The sequence below is a fragment of the Priestia sp. FSL P4-0332 genome (assembly GCF_038005845.1).
In the GTDB taxonomy this organism is placed as follows: domain Bacteria; phylum Bacillota; class Bacilli; order Bacillales; family Bacillaceae_H; genus Priestia.
In genome coordinates this window covers 3,015,803-3,029,572 of the sequence record NZ_JBBOUA010000001.1, presented here as the reverse complement: position 1 = coordinate 3,029,572, position 13,770 = coordinate 3,015,803, and the positions used below count along the sequence as shown (strand labels likewise).

The following is a 13,770-nucleotide window of genomic DNA, read 5'->3' as shown; positions in this document are numbered from 1 at the left end:
GCAATGTTTCTTTTCTATCTTCATTTGAATGTGCAAAAGACGGTGTCTTTTAAACGTTGAATTTCGTTTAATGCTTCTTTCTGCTTATGAATTACCCAATCTGGCAATGAATGTTCAACCGACAGCTCGTCGAAACAAGCCCCGCATGTTTTAACTTCAATATAAGATTCAATATACTGAAGGTGATCTAAGTTATAAGCCCAAAGTCGACGTTCAGGGCATATCGTTTCTAAGTAAAGCGGAAGCTGAAAAAAAGGATCTACTGCTTCAGAAAGTTCTAACGGTCCTTGACTATCAGCATTGGTTACGTCTAGATAACCGCAGTGAGGACACGTGCATGAGTGCGTTGACCCGCTCAATTTTTTATCCAGTTTTACAACTCGCGCACATAGTTCGCAGTTTGGACATTTTACTAAGATAAAATCAAGGAACTTATCTAAAAATTGTTGCTGTATTACTTGCTGATTTGTCATTTTTTGTACCTCTAACTGTCAAACTTTTTTTAGTTACGAAAATAAATCATGAAACCTACATACTATTCATAACACATGATGGGGGTTAAAACAACAAAAACCCTTTTCGACAGAAGGGTTGTATGATATAGTATGACAAATCAGAATAAATAAAGAAAAATGGTGAGAAAAAATGAGTCAAAACGAACAATGGACCTCAAAACTCGGCTTTATCTTGGCATCTGCCGGTTCCGCGATTGGAATCGGAGCCATTTGGAAACTGCCTTATGTAGCCGGAACAAGCGGAGGAGGGGCCTTTTTTTTACTGTTTATCTTGTTTACAGCAATTATTGGTTTGCCGCTTTTGCTTGCTGAATTTGTACTAGGTAGACATACACAAAAGGAAGCAATTCGTGCTTATGATGCAGTTGCTCCCGGTTCTCTATGGAAAGGAATCGGGTATTTAGGTGTGATTACATGCTTCATTTTATTATCTTTCTATAGTGTAGTAGGAGGATGGATTTTACAATATATTTTTGCAAGCGTCACGGGTCAGCTGAATGGAGTAAGTGACTACGGGAGTTTATTTAACTCGACCATTGCTAATCCAACAAGTGCTGTTATCTCTCAATTTGTTTTTCTTCTTTTAACAATTGTTGTAGTCGCAAGAGGCATTCAAAATGGTATTGAAAAAGCAAACAAAATTTTAATGCCTGCTCTCTTTATTTTATTTATTATTATCATTATTCGTTCTTTAACATTAGACGGGGCGATGGAAGGCGTATCTTTCTTTTTGTATCCAGATTTTTCAAAGCTTACATCCCAAACCATTTTGTTTGCCATGGGACAAGCATTCTTTTCGCTTAGCGTAGGCGTTTCAGTTATGGTTACGTACAGTTCGTATCTATCTAAGCAGCAAAACTTGCCAAAATCGGCTATTTCAATTTCAGCGTTAAATATTTTGATTTCTTTACTAGCAGGACTGGCAATTTTCCCTGCGGTCTTCTCAATGGGTGTAAAACCGACGGAAGGACCAGGTCTTTTATTCATTGTATTGCCTTCTATTTTTGAACAGCTTCCGTTCGGAATTGTGTTTCAAACTTTCTTTTTGGCGCTGTTTTTATTTGCCACTTTGACATCTGCGTTTTCGATGTTAGAAATTATTGTTGCTTCTTTAGCCAAAGGAGAGCAGCATAAGCGTATAAAGCTATCTTGGATTTCGGGCTTGCTAATCTTCGTGGTAGGAATACCTTCAGCGCTATCGTATGGTTTATTAAGTGACGTATCGATCTTTGGAAAAAGCATCTTTGACGCTTTCGATTTTCTTGTAAGTAATATCCTTATGCCACTAGGTGCTCTTTTAATCGCCATCTTTGTTCCTTGGAAAATGAAAAAAGATGTGCTAATTGAAGAATTTAAGCACGGTTCAACGAATGTGAAGCGCTGGTTCTCTTTATGGCTTCTTGCTATTCGATACATTGCACCTGTTTTAATTATCATTGTATTTCTTAATATGCTAGGCTTTATCTAACGAAAAAACGCTGTTAAAACGCTTGGTTTTAACAGCGTTTTTTTGAAGGAAGAGGAGGAGTATGATGCTTGATTTCTTGTATGATATGTTTGTAGGGGCAGGGGTATTTATTTTATTAATAATTCTGTTGCTAGTAGCGAGAACGTCAGGGAAACGCAAGAAATAGGCGGGTATAATTCCCAGTGTAAAAACCCCAAAAAAGACTAACACCACAGAATTAAACTATGATAATATATTATCCTATGAGCATAATCAATGCTCACATATGTTGTGATGAAGCGTTTTTTTAGAAAGAGGGATCATCTTGAGTGGAGAAGTTCTTGTCAAGATTTTATCTCAAGCGTATGAACAAAAAAAGACATTACCAATCGTCTCATTCTCGTCTTTTTTTGAACAAAAAAAGGTGGGCTTTCGTTTAAATAACGATGTGTCCGCTGATATTATCTACCATACGCTTATGTGTATTCAGAGAAAAATGTGTGTCCAAGATGTGTTAGTGGAAGTACTAAAAGTTGATAGTCCAAACAATGACGGGGCATTTTCTGATTGTGTATATATTTTAGCAAATGGTACAAAACAGCAAGTGAAAGAATGGGTTCAACCCTTACATCCTAAAAGAGTGAAACAAGGATATCAGCACGGGACACCCATTGATGCGCCACAGTTAAAAAATGACTACCACGTGTTTGCCGTTACTTGGTCATAAGCGTTTAACCCAAAAAACATCCTGCTGTCGCTGCAGGATGTTTTTTGTTAATAAGGATGAGCATCGTGACCTTTTTCATTAGCTTCTTCTACCGCATCAGCAGCTTTGTTGCTTCCTAAGGGTGAACCGCCTTCTTTTGGCAATTTCCCGTATGTAGGAGTCATTTCTGCTCCCATTTCAATTTCTAGGGAACCATCATCATGCATCAGAAGACCAATGCCATTTGCTACTCGATTGCCGTAGTCAAAATCACATTGAGTTAAAAGCTCAATCATCTTTGTTTGAACGGTATGGTGACAACATTTTAAGCCGTCTACTAAATTTTGAATAAGCTCATCACGTTCCCAGTCCTCTAGTAAACGATAGCGTTCACCAGCTTGCTTAAAGTCATTTGTACGATCAATTTTTTCTTTTTTTACATTTCCTTCAACATAAGGCTGATGAGGTTTTGGATGGTCATGCGCTTCTTGAAGACCTCCAAGAGAAGAAGGCTCATAATTCACGTGCGGGTTCTGACCTGGAGCAGCATCTACATGATAGGCCATTTGACCGTCGCGTTGATTTGTTGCTACATGTTTTTTCGGCGCGTTAATAGGCAGCTGCAAGTAGTTTGTTCCCACCCGGTGACGCTGCGTGTCGGAATAGGAAAACGTTCTTCCTTGCAGCATTTTATCATCAGAAAAATCTAGCCCGTCTACAAGTACACCCGTACCAAATGCGACTTGCTCCGTTTCAGCAAATACGTTGCTTGGATTTTTATCTAGGACCATTTTACCTACTGGGAGAAATGGAAATTGGTCTTCCGGCCAAATTTTCGTGTCATCAAGCGGATCAAAATCCAGTTCAGGATGCTCTCCATCTTCCATGATTTGTATACAAAGTTCCCACTCGGGGTAGTTACCGCTCTCAATCGCTTCATACAAGTCTTGAGTGGCGTGACTGATATTTTTAGCTTGAATTTCTTCTGCTTGCTTTTGGGTCAAATTTTTAATTCCTTGTTTTGGTTCCCAATGGTATTTCACAAGAAACGCATCGCCATCTTTGTTTACCCACTTATATGTATTAACACCGGAACCTTGCATTTGCCGATAGTTAGCAGGTATTCCCCAAGGTGAAAATAAAAAAGTAATCATATGCATAGCCTCAGGGGTGTGAGAAATAAAATCAAAAATACGCTCGGTATCTTGACGGTTTGTCACAGGATCGGGCTTAAAAGCATGAATCAAATCAGGGAATTTAATAGCATCGCGGATAAAAAATATTTTAAGGTTATTTCCTACTAAGTCCCAGTTTCCGTCTTCTGTGTAGAACTTTACAGCAAACCCCCTTGGGTCTCGCATTGTTTCTGGAGAGTCCTTTCCATGAGTTACGGTAGAAAATCTCACAAACACGGGCGTCTGTTTGCCTGCTCCTGAAAAAACTTTTGCGCGGGTGTATTTTTCAACGGGCTCGTCTCCAAGCTTTCCGTACGTTTCAAAATATCCGTGAGCTCCCGTTCCCCGGGCATGAACAACACGTTCCGGTATACGTTCACGATCAAAATGCGAAAGCTTTTCAATCAGCTGGTAATTTTCAAGAGTAGCAGGTCCTCTGTTGCCTACCGTTCGAGAATTTTGGTTATCACGAATGGGGTGACCTTGACGCGTCGTAAGCGTCTGCTCGTTTTCTCCGGCTGCATAGCGTTGGTCTTCCGAGTCACCTGATCCGCTAACATTTGTACCATGAATGCCTTTATGGCTCATAAAATAATCCTCCTTGTTTCAAACATAACAAGACTATTTTTTTCAGCCTTCGCTTTTTTATTCATTAATATGGAAACAATATAAATTTTTAGAAGAAAAGCTGTTTTACTAAAGAGGGGAACAAGTCCGCTAAACGAATAAATTTTAAAAAAGTTTCACATTTCAAAAAAAAATAAATTGTTTTTTTTGAAATATAAAGATAATGTTACGGGTGATTTTTTACCTATTATTAGTGTAGGAAAAGGAATAATATTGGAATATATTAGCTTTTTTGTCGAACTTATTAAGTGTTAAACGACAATAAACTACGACAATATACACCATACAGCTGCGCTACTGTCGTTTCCTGTAACATAAATGTAATATTAGTGATGTTATTTTGTAATAATGTGTTGTTACAATGTAAACGTCTTATAGATTAGTAGATTATGGCATTGGAGGAACCTTTTTTTATGAAAAAGTTGATATATTCGTTAGCGTTATGTGGATCTTTAACAGTAGTACCTACAATTAGTGAAGCTGCTTTAGGAGATGCTACGCTACACCCAGGAACAAGTAATTCAGATGTGAAAGAATTACAGCAAAAATTAAAAAACAAAGGTTATTTTACATACGGTACAACAACAAACTATTACGGTTCAATCACGACTAGCGCAGTAAAGTCGTTTCAGCGTGCAAATGGTTTATCTGCAGATGGTATTGCAGGTCCATCTACATTTAATAAGCTGCTAGGAAGCGGAAGTTCATCAATTAGCTCAAGTTCATTGCTGCGCGTTGGTTCAACTGGACCAAACGTACAATCTTTACAGCAGCAGCTAAAGAATAAAGGCTATTTTAAAGGGACTACGACTCAATACTTCGGTTCAATTACAAAAAATGCAGTAATGGCATTTCAACGTGCAAACGGACTGTCTGTGGACGGAATTGCGGGTCCAGCTACGTTAAGTAAATTAAAAAATGGCGGTTCTAGCGCTTCAACTGGTGGTTCTAGCTCTAGCAACTCAACTATTTTACGTCAAGGTATGAAAGGTTCAGCAGTAAGCAGCCTTCAGCAAAAACTAAAAAATAAAGGTTACTTCTCAGCTGGTGTAACAGGCTACTTTGGCTCAATTACAACAAGTGCAGTAAAATCATTTCAACGTGCAAATGGTTTATTAGTAGACGGAGAAGCGGGTCCAGATACGCTGAATAAATTAAATTCAAGCAGCTCTAGCAGCTCAAAACCTTCAACATCAACAGGAAGCAGCACAAGCTCAAGCTCAGCTTCAAAAGTTATTTCATATGGTAAACGTTTTATGGGAACACCTTATGTTTGGGGTGGAGCTGCGCCTGGAGGCTTTGATTGCAGTGGTTACCTTAACTATGTATATCGCAATGCAGTAGGTGTAAGTCTTCCTCGTACAGTTGCTAGCATCTATCAAACTGGTACGCGTGTAAGTTCACCTCAGCCTGGCGATATCGTTTTCTTTGAAACGTACCAACCAGGAGCTAGTCATGCTGGAATTTATATCGGGAACGGTCAATTCATGCATGCAGGTTCTTCAACAGGCGTGACAATCACATCACTAAGCAACTCTTACTGGTCAAAACGTTACTTAGGAGCAAAGCGTTACCTATAAGAGTGTAACAAAAAGGAGTAGTTGCAGAACTATTCCTTTTTTCTATGCAACATAAACGTAAAAGTAGGAAATTTTTGCGCGATTTGGTATGATAACTAGGGAACAAATAAAAGGAGTGTATAACATGGCTATTGTAGATGTAACCATTATTCCGGTAGGTACGGAAACGCCAAGCGTGAGTCAGTACGTAGCTGATATTCAAAAAGTGTTGGCCAAGCATGAAGATGAAATTACATATCAATTAACCCCTATGAATACATTGATTGAAGGGGAATTAAGCACGCTGCTAAAAATTGTTCAAGAGATGCATGAAGTACCTTTTGAAAATGGTATTCAGCGCGTATGTACAAATTTACGAATTGATGATCGCCGTGATAAAGAAAATCATACGATGGCTGGGAAATTACAATCAGTACAGTCTAAATTAAAAGCAAAATAAATAATATGCAATACAATACAAAACGCTTGAGTATCCACTCAGGCGTTTTGTATTGTATTTATACTTAATTAGCATGCACAAGAGAAAAAATTTGAAAAGCTACGCGCAGCCGAAGGGTTTCCTCTGACGTGTGAATAGGTCTTTTTAATAATTCTTCGCATTTTTCAATTCGATAGATCACCGTGTTCCGGTGAACGAATAACTGCTTAGCAGTCTCTGAGATTTGGCAATTGGAATTTAGATATGTTTCAAGCGTGTCAAGTAAGATGGAGCGATCTTTCTTGTCGTACTGCAGCAAACCTTCTAATGTTTGAGAATAGTAATCTTGTAAATCGTTTGCTGGAAGCAACCTCAGCAGTTCTTTAAACTGTTTTGGCTGATAAAATTGAATAAGCTTCGACTGATCTTTAAAATGGATGGTTTCAAGAGCTTCAACAGCTTCTTTATATGAGTCAGCGATTGTAAGTAGGGATTGGCTTTGGTTTCCAACTCCAAATGACATTCGCTTATCGTAGTGACGGTAAACAGCTTCCTGCAAGCGATGCAAGCATTCTATAATCATAGGTTGAGAATGAGGTGTAAACAAAAGAATATAAAGATTGTCATAGAAAAACAAAACGGCCTCTGTATGACCTGTTGATAACTCATATTGAAGGAGCTCATAGATCATATCATCATCGCTGTAAGGCGTGAATGTAGAGTGGATTTTCCCGACGGCGCAAATATAGCTGTTTCCTGCTGATAAGCCCATCATCTGTGCTTGAAAGGAAGCATCTTCAAGCGTTTTATAATAATTGTTAACAAGCTGATTGAAAAAATCGTTTTTTCGTCGCCGTTCAGCTTCATACAAAGCCTGCTGTCTCATCATTTCGAAGGATAAAACGTTTGTCGCTTGTTCAATCGTTAGGAGCGCTGAATCGGATAAAGAAACTTGGTGTTCAATAAGTAAATAACTGTACTTTCTTGTATGAGTAGCAATCGGAAAAAGCGTAACGGTTTTTTTGGTGTGTAAAAAGGAAAAGGTTGTATATTTTGACGTTCGTAAAAACAGCTGCTTAGCGCCCGCTACCGCTTCTTCCATCGGGAGTGGAAAGGGTTCGCGTTTGTTTGTATAAAAGAGTTCATGGCCATGGGTATCAAAAAGGGCAACGTGAGCATTGCATAACGTTTGAATAGATTGCATAATTTTCTCAATGCCTTTTCCTTGTAAGATGTACGAGGAAAATAGCTGATGTGTGACCATCGCTTGCTGAAGCTCGGCTGTTTTTTTATCTAAAATAAAGCTGAGAGATTCGTTAATAACTGCGCCTAACGTTTCGTCCGTTTGGAAATCAATGATCGGAAAGTGAAGTTCATCAGCTAGCTGACAAATAGAAGCAGGAACGTGTTCGAAAAAGCGCTTCGTTTTGATGGCCAATCCTGCACATTTCTTTTTAGCCATTCCTTCTACAAGTTTTGCTAAGCTTTCTTCATGTTCTTTGAAATGATAACCCGTTGTAATTAAAAATTCTCCTTCTTTTAAAAAAGATAAAATATCGGGTGCGTCCATCATATTGACGTTATGTACTTTGCGGGTGACTCCTTTTTGCCCGGCTACTACAGATGCTTTTTCATAAATTGGAATGCGTAAAAGAGTTTGTAGTTCCATTATTCATTACTCCTTTTGTTAAAAATTCTCACATTTCCCTGCGCATATCTTTATCTATCTTTTATTTTATAAGAAAGTTTAGTTAAAATAAATAAAATTTTCAGAAAAAAATGTATAAATTGTTAATGAAGAAGTGTATTCAATCCTGTAAGATAAAATAAATAACATATAATGTTAGAAAAAGTGACGTATATAAGACTTTGTATATTTAGTGATAATAGCCAAAAAAACACTAAATCATTGTAGGAAGTGTCAATGAAAACAATCAGTCATTTTCTTAAAATGAAGATAGCAGGAGGGATAGCAATGGTTGCAGATATGACGGGAAAATCTAAGCTTTGTCAGCAAATCGAAGAAAACGTTAGCTGGTTGTCACAGTTTGGGTTAGATGAAAAAGAAGGCGTTACGAGGCTTTTATATACCGAACAGTGGAATGCAGCTCAAAAAGCATTGGAAGAAAAAATGAAGGGACTTCACCTCAAAACGTATTACGATGATGTAGGAAATTTATTTGGACGGTTGCAAGGAACGGGTTCAGAACAACAAGTTATTTTAACAGGATCCCATATCGACACCGTGATAAACGGAGGAAAGTATGACGGGGCGTTTGGTGTTGTGGCAGGTATCATTGCTCTGCAGTACCTATATGCGCATTACGGCTCCCCTACAAAAACCTTAGAGGTCGTATCACTTTGTGAAGAAGAAGGTAGCAGATTTCCTCTTACGTATTGGGGATCAGGTAATATGAATGGATTACACAGCAAAAGTGATGCAAAACATGTTATAAATAAAGAAGGGGTTAAGCTGGATGACGCAATGAAACAGCTTAATTTCGGAAAAGGCCTCCACAGCGAGCCATACCGCACGGACATCGCTTCTTTTATTGAACTGCATATCGAACAAGGAAAGCAGCTTGAAATGTCTCGTTGCGATATCGGAATTGTTTCTAGTATCGTCGGGCAGAAACGATTTACAGTATCTGTTAAAGGTGAAAGTAACCATGCGGGCACAACCCCGATGAACATCAGAAAAGATGCATTTTATGTGAGCTGCAAACTTGCTAAAGCATTTATTGAATTGAGCGAAAAATATCATAACGCTTTATACGTAACGGTTGGCAAAATTACACTTTCTCCAAATGCACCGAATGTAATACCAGGATATGTAGAATTCACGGTCGATATAAGACATCATGAATATGAGGTTTTACAAGAGGCAGAACGAGAAATGAAGGAAATTATAAAGCGAACAGCAGGGGATTTAGAAGTGAATATCGACTGCTGGATGGATGAAAAACCTGTCGCCATGAGCGAAGAATTATCTGAACTTTCCAAAATTATTTCCTCGGAAAAGAATATCTCCTCCCGAGAATTAGTAAGCGGTGCAGGACACGACTCGCAGGTATTCGGACGAAGAGTTCCCACATGTTTGTTATTCGTACCGAGCCAAGATGGAATCAGCCATTCCCCAAAGGAATTCACCAAAGGAGAACAGTTAGAAAAAGGAGTAAAGGTCTTAATAGAACTATTATATAAACTTGCCTACTAGGAGGAATTTGACATGACTATAACAAAACAGCTTCATACACCGCCGCGTACGATTATGACACCCGGACCCGTAGAAGCAGATCCCCGCGTATTAAGAGCATTAGGAACACCTATTTTAGGTCAGTTTGACCCCGCATTTACGCACATTATGAACGAAACGATGGAAATGCTTCGTGAACTATTTCAAACCAAAAACAAATGGGCTTTTCCCGTTGATGGAACGTCTAGAGCTGGGATTGAAGCAGTTCTTGCAAGTGTAGTTGAGCCTGGAGATAAAGTATTTGTCCCGATTTTCGGCCGCTTCGGCTATTTATTAACGGAAATTGCCGAGCGCTACGGAGCTGATGTACACAATATTGAATGCGAGTGGGGAGAAGTGTTTGACCCTGAAACAGTTATCCATGAAATAAAAAAAGTGAATCCGAAAATTGTTGCAATGGTTCATGGTGAAACGTCTACAGGAAGAATGCAGCGGCTTAAAGAAATTGGTGCTGCATGCCGCAACCAAGATGTTTTATTTATCGTCGACGCAGTAGCCACTATTGGCGGTACGGATGTAAAAGTAGATGAGTGGAACATTGACGCATTGATTGCAGGTACACAAAAGTGTTTATCTGTTCCGTCGGGCATGGCACCTATTACGTACAATGATCGCATTGAAAAAATTATCATGGAACGCAAAAAAGTTGAAAAAGGAATCGCAACAAAAGCGGATGCTCAAACTGTTCGTCTGCGTCCCAATATTATCAGCAACTATTTTGATTTAAGTCAGCTTCAAGACTATTGGAGTGAGCGCAGGCTAAATCATCACACGGAAGCAACGTCCATGCTCTATGCTTTAAGGGAAGGGCTGCGCGTTATTTTAGAAGAAGGATTAGAGGAAAGATTTGCAAGGCATCGTCTCCATGAAAAAGCACTTGTAGCCGGTATTAAAGCAATGGGATTATCGTTATTCGGAGATGAGCATTCAAAAGTTCCAACCGTTACTTGTGTTTTAATTCCCCCAGGTATTGACGGAGAGACAGTTCGTTCTACGCTTCTTGAACAATTTGGGATTGAAATTGCAAGTTCTTTTGGGCCGATGCACGGAAAAATATGGCGTATCGGTACAATGGGATACAGCTGTCGAAAAGACAACGTTCTATTTACATTGGCTGGTCTTGAAGCAGTGCTTATTCGAAACGGGGCAAGCGTGAATGCAGGTGCTGCTTTGCAAGCAGCATTAGAAGTTTACGAGGAAGAAGTAGCGTTGTCTAGCCTGTAGAGATTCGTTTTATTCATCATATAAAGAAAAGAGGAGATTTTCTATGAGTGAATACTTTTTTACACACCCCTATGCATCGCAGCGTACGTGTACGTTTGGAAAAAACGGAATGGTAGCAACCAGTCAGCCTCTTGCTGCTCAGGCGGGTCTTGAAATGTTGAAAAAAGGAGGCAATGCGGTAGATGCTGCTATTGCCTCCGCGGCTTGTTTAACGGTTGTAGAGCCTACGTCAAATGGAATTGGCGGAGACGCATTTGCTCTTGTGTGGATAAATGAAGAGCTATACGGACTCAACGCGAGCGGTCCTGCTCCTGCTTCTATCTCTATTGAGGCTCTGCGTGCCATGGGGATAAAAGAGATGCCCGCTCGCGGTTTTGTTCCTGTTACGGTCCCAGGTGCCCCGAGTGCGTGGGTAGAACTGTCAAAACGCTTTGGGCGGCTATCGTTAAAAGAAGTGCTGCAGCCTGCTATTTCATATGCACAAGAAGGCTTCCCAATCTCTCCGATTTTAGGGTACAATTGGGAACGAGCGTTTGAACGATTTACACACGCGTTAAAAGGTGACGAATATAAGCACTGGTTTGAGACGTTTGCCAACAATGGATCAGCTCCTAAAGTAGGTGAAGTGTGGCGATCACCGGACCATGCTGCTACGCTGCTTGAAATTGCCGAAACGAATGGAGAATCTTTTTACAGAGGGGATTTAGCTGATAAAATAGCAGCTTTTTCGAAAAAATACGGCGGATTTTTAGCAAAAGAAGATTTAGCAGCTTTTAAAGCAGAGTGGGTGAAGCCAATTTCAACTTCTTACCGAGGATATGATGTGTGGGAAATTCCGCCTAACGGCCAAGGCCTTATTGCACTTTTAGCTTTAAATACGCTAAAAGGCTTTTCTTTCGATGCCAAAGATTCTGTCGATACATATCACAAGCAAATTGAAGCCATGAAGCTAGCGTTTGCAGATGGACAAAAATTCATTACAGATGCTGATAAAATGACAGTAGCAGTTGAAGATTTGTTGAATGATTCTTATGCAAACAAGCGCAGAGGACTGATTGGTGAAAAAGCGCTTATTCCCGAAGCCGGACAGCCGTCTCATAGCGGCACGATCTATTTAGCGACAGCTGATGGAGAAGGAAACATGGTATCATTCATTCAAAGTAATTACATGGATTTTGGCTCAGGACTTGTCGTACCTGATACGGGCATATGCCTGCAAAACCGCGGGCATAATTTTTCGTTAGACCCACAGCACCATAACCGATTAGAGCCAGGAAAACGGACCTATCATACCATTATTCCTGGATTTTTAACAAAGAATAAAAGTGCTGTAGGTCCATTCGGTGTAATGGGCAAATTCATGCAGCCTCAAGGACATGTGCAAGTCGTCATGAATATGATTGATTTTCATCTAAATCCTCAGGCAGCTTTAGATGCACCAAGATGGCAGTGGATTGAACATAAAAAGGTTCTTGTGGAAAAAGAAATGCCTTCACATATTGTAGAAGCATTAGAACGCAAAGGGCATGATATTCATGTGGCTACGAGCAGACATACGTTTGGAAGAGGGCAGATTATTTTGAGAGATGAACAAACCGGCGTATTATACGGCGGCACAGAAGCGCGAACAGACGGAGCGGTCGTTGCTTATTAGATCATAGAGAAAGGAGCGCGAGAAATGCGACAATTGGATATTTTTATAGCGTTTTTTCGCTCAGGTATGCTCGGCTACGGAGGAGGACCTTCAGCTATTCCACTCGTAAAAAAAGAAGTGGTCGATACGTACAAATGGATGGATGACGATGAATTTGGCGATTTGTTAGCAATCGCCAATACGCTGCCTGGGCCTATTGCTACAAAGCTGGCTGGATACATCGGCTATCGAGTCGGCGGTATTTTGGGTCTCGGGACAGCTTTATTTGCAGCCGTTATTCCAACCGTTTTTTTAATGGTATTGCTGTTAACAACTTTAACGCAATTTAAAGATCAGCCGTGGGTTATGGGCATGACCAAAGCAGTTGTTCCTGTAGTGGGAGTTATGCTCGCGGTTATGACGTGGGACTTTTTTAAAAAATCAACATCTGGTTTAGGGTGGACGCCAGCTATTATCTTACTGATTATTAGCTTAGGATTAATGGAATTTGCCCATATCCATCCAGCGGTCATTATTATTGTTCTTATGGCGGCAGCTTGGATTCCGCTAAAACGAAAAGGAAAAAAAGGCGAAAGTGCTGAACACAAGCAGAAGAGGGAATCGGTATGATTTATATTCAGCTATTTATGGCGTTTTTTGTTTCAAATATTTTAGGCTATGGAGGCGGACCTGCGTCGATTCCGCTTATTCAAAAAGAAGTCGTAGATCGCTACCATTGGCTTACCGTCAAAGAGTTTAGTGAAATGCTGGCAATTGGAAATGCGCTTCCTGGTCCGATTGCAACAAAAATGGCGGGGTTTATCGGATATCAGCAGGCAGGGATTTTAGGCTCTGTGATTGCTCTTTTTGCAACGATTGCTCCATCGGTTTTACTTTTAGTTATTTTACTTCGAATATTATTTAAGTATAAAGATTCGCCAAATGTTAAGAAAATGACGAACTACATTCGTCCCGTTATCGCCATTTTACTGGGCTTGATGGCGTATGAATTTTTTATGAATTCATACGGTGATTCAGGTATATGGCAAACTTTATTTTTAGTAGTAGCCAGCTTTCTTTTATTGGAAAAATTACGTGTGCATCCAGCGTTCGTTATTGTCGGAGCACTCGTATACGGAGCTGTTTTTCTTGCTTAAATGAAGCTCTCAAATAATGAGAGTTTTTTTGT

Annotated in this window: 12 protein-coding genes; 9 read left to right on the top strand and 3 right to left on the bottom strand. The window is 39.8% G+C overall.

Features of this window, described 5'->3' with window-relative positions:
• Positions 1–20: 20 nt before the first annotated feature.
• Positions 21–473, bottom strand: a complete 453-nt coding sequence (locus tag MKY06_RS15410; protein WP_013057711.1) for a hypothetical protein — start codon at positions 471–473, stop codon at positions 21–23.
• Positions 474–645: 172 nt separating this feature from the next.
• On the opposite strand from MKY06_RS15410, the gene MKY06_RS15405 reads away from it, so the two are divergent.
• Positions 646–1,983, top strand: a complete 1,338-nt coding sequence (locus MKY06_RS15405) for a sodium-dependent transporter (protein WP_029322655.1) — start codon at positions 646–648, stop codon at positions 1,981–1,983.
• 304 nt (positions 1,984–2,287) lie between these two features.
• A complete protein-coding gene (locus tag MKY06_RS15400) occupies positions 2,288–2,689 on the top strand; it encodes a hypothetical protein (protein WP_078081950.1) in 402 nt (133 codons plus the stop codon).
• 47 nt (positions 2,690–2,736) lie between these two features.
• Here MKY06_RS15400 and MKY06_RS15395 read toward each other — a convergent pair whose 3' ends face one another.
• Positions 2,737–4,431 carry a catalase gene (locus MKY06_RS15395; RefSeq protein ID WP_013057708.1) on the bottom strand — a complete coding sequence of 565 codons (1,695 nt, stop codon included), beginning with the start codon at positions 4,429–4,431 and terminating at the stop codon, positions 2,737–2,739.
• 452 nt (positions 4,432–4,883) lie between these two features.
• Here MKY06_RS15395 and MKY06_RS15390 point away from each other — a divergent pair, with 452 nt between their 5' ends.
• Entirely contained in the window at positions 4,884–6,050 is a 1,167-nt protein-coding gene (locus MKY06_RS15390; protein ID WP_016764712.1) for a C40 family peptidase, read from the top strand.
• Positions 6,051–6,174: 124 nt separating this feature from the next.
• Entirely contained in the window at positions 6,175–6,489 is a 315-nt protein-coding gene (locus MKY06_RS15385; RefSeq protein ID WP_013057706.1) for an MTH1187 family thiamine-binding protein, read from the top strand.
• Positions 6,490–6,553: 64 nt separating this feature from the next.
• On the opposite strand, the gene MKY06_RS15380 is transcribed toward MKY06_RS15385, so the two are convergent.
• Positions 6,554–8,137: a PucR family transcriptional regulator gene (locus MKY06_RS15380; RefSeq protein WP_078081949.1), complete on the bottom strand. Its 1,584-nt coding sequence runs from the start codon at positions 8,135–8,137 to the stop codon at positions 6,554–6,556.
• A gap of 306 nt (positions 8,138–8,443) precedes the next feature.
• Here MKY06_RS15380 and allC point away from each other — a divergent pair, with 306 nt between their 5' ends.
• From allC to MKY06_RS15355, 5 genes are read left to right on the top strand one after another with little or no spacing between them, the layout of a single operon-like run.
• A complete protein-coding gene (allC, locus tag MKY06_RS15375; RefSeq protein WP_029322650.1) occupies positions 8,444–9,685 on the top strand; it encodes an allantoate deiminase in 1,242 nt (413 codons plus the stop codon).
• A gap of 12 nt (positions 9,686–9,697) precedes the next feature.
• Positions 9,698–10,948 (top strand): pyridoxal-phosphate-dependent aminotransferase family protein, encoded by a 1,251-nt coding sequence (locus MKY06_RS15370; protein ID WP_029322648.1) that lies wholly within the window; start codon positions 9,698–9,700, stop codon positions 10,946–10,948.
• A gap of 43 nt (positions 10,949–10,991) precedes the next feature.
• Complete coding sequence (gene ggt, locus MKY06_RS15365) at positions 10,992–12,602, top strand: gamma-glutamyltransferase (protein WP_057273475.1); 1,611 nt, start codon at positions 10,992–10,994, stop codon at positions 12,600–12,602.
• A gap of 24 nt (positions 12,603–12,626) precedes the next feature.
• On the top strand, positions 12,627–13,211 hold the full coding sequence (locus tag MKY06_RS15360) for a chromate transporter (RefSeq protein ID WP_013057701.1): 585 nt from the start codon (positions 12,627–12,629) through the stop codon (positions 13,209–13,211).
• The gene (locus MKY06_RS15355; protein WP_013057700.1) at positions 13,208–13,738 is read left to right on the top strand and encodes a chromate transporter; all 531 of its coding nucleotides are present in this window, start codon (positions 13,208–13,210) and stop codon (positions 13,736–13,738) included. The genes MKY06_RS15360 and MKY06_RS15355 overlap by 4 nt, the downstream gene beginning before the upstream one ends.
• The last annotated feature ends 32 nt before the right edge of the window (positions 13,739–13,770 follow it).